This is a genomic window from Campylobacter sp. 2457A (genome assembly GCF_020135895.1).
Classification (GTDB): Bacteria; Campylobacterota; Campylobacteria; order Campylobacterales; family Campylobacteraceae; genus Campylobacter_D; species Campylobacter_D taeniopygiae.
In genome coordinates this window covers 1-310 of record NZ_JACHTO010000115.1, presented here as the reverse complement: position 1 = coordinate 310, position 310 = coordinate 1, and the positions used below count along the sequence as shown (strand labels likewise).

The 310-nt window shown below is 30.3% G+C and carries 1 protein-coding gene; it reads left to right on the top strand.

Translation table 11 applies throughout. From position 1 onward, the window contains the following. The coding region (locus H2280_RS08580; RefSeq protein ID WP_337216273.1) for a PDC sensor domain-containing protein at window positions 1-310 on the top strand (310 nt) is incomplete at both ends.

Sequence of the window (310 nt, the reverse complement as noted above, 5' to 3'; positions counted from 1 at the left end):
GTATTAGATAAAGGCAACGATGAAGAAATCTTTAGTTTGTTAGAATCTTTCAAAGAAGCTTTTGGCTTTAAACTTGTTTTTTTAGGTTTTGAAAATTCTGGAAGAGTTCTTTTGTCAGATAGAAAAATATTGGATTCTAAATCTTTTGCTCTCAAAAATTTAACATGGTATCAAGAAGCTAAAAAGACAACAAAATCAAGTGTATATGGTCCTTATCAATCTTTGATGAACAATAATCATATTTTAACCTACGCAATGCCTATTTATAAAAATGGGAAGCTTATGGGAGTTGTCGGAGGAGATTGTACTC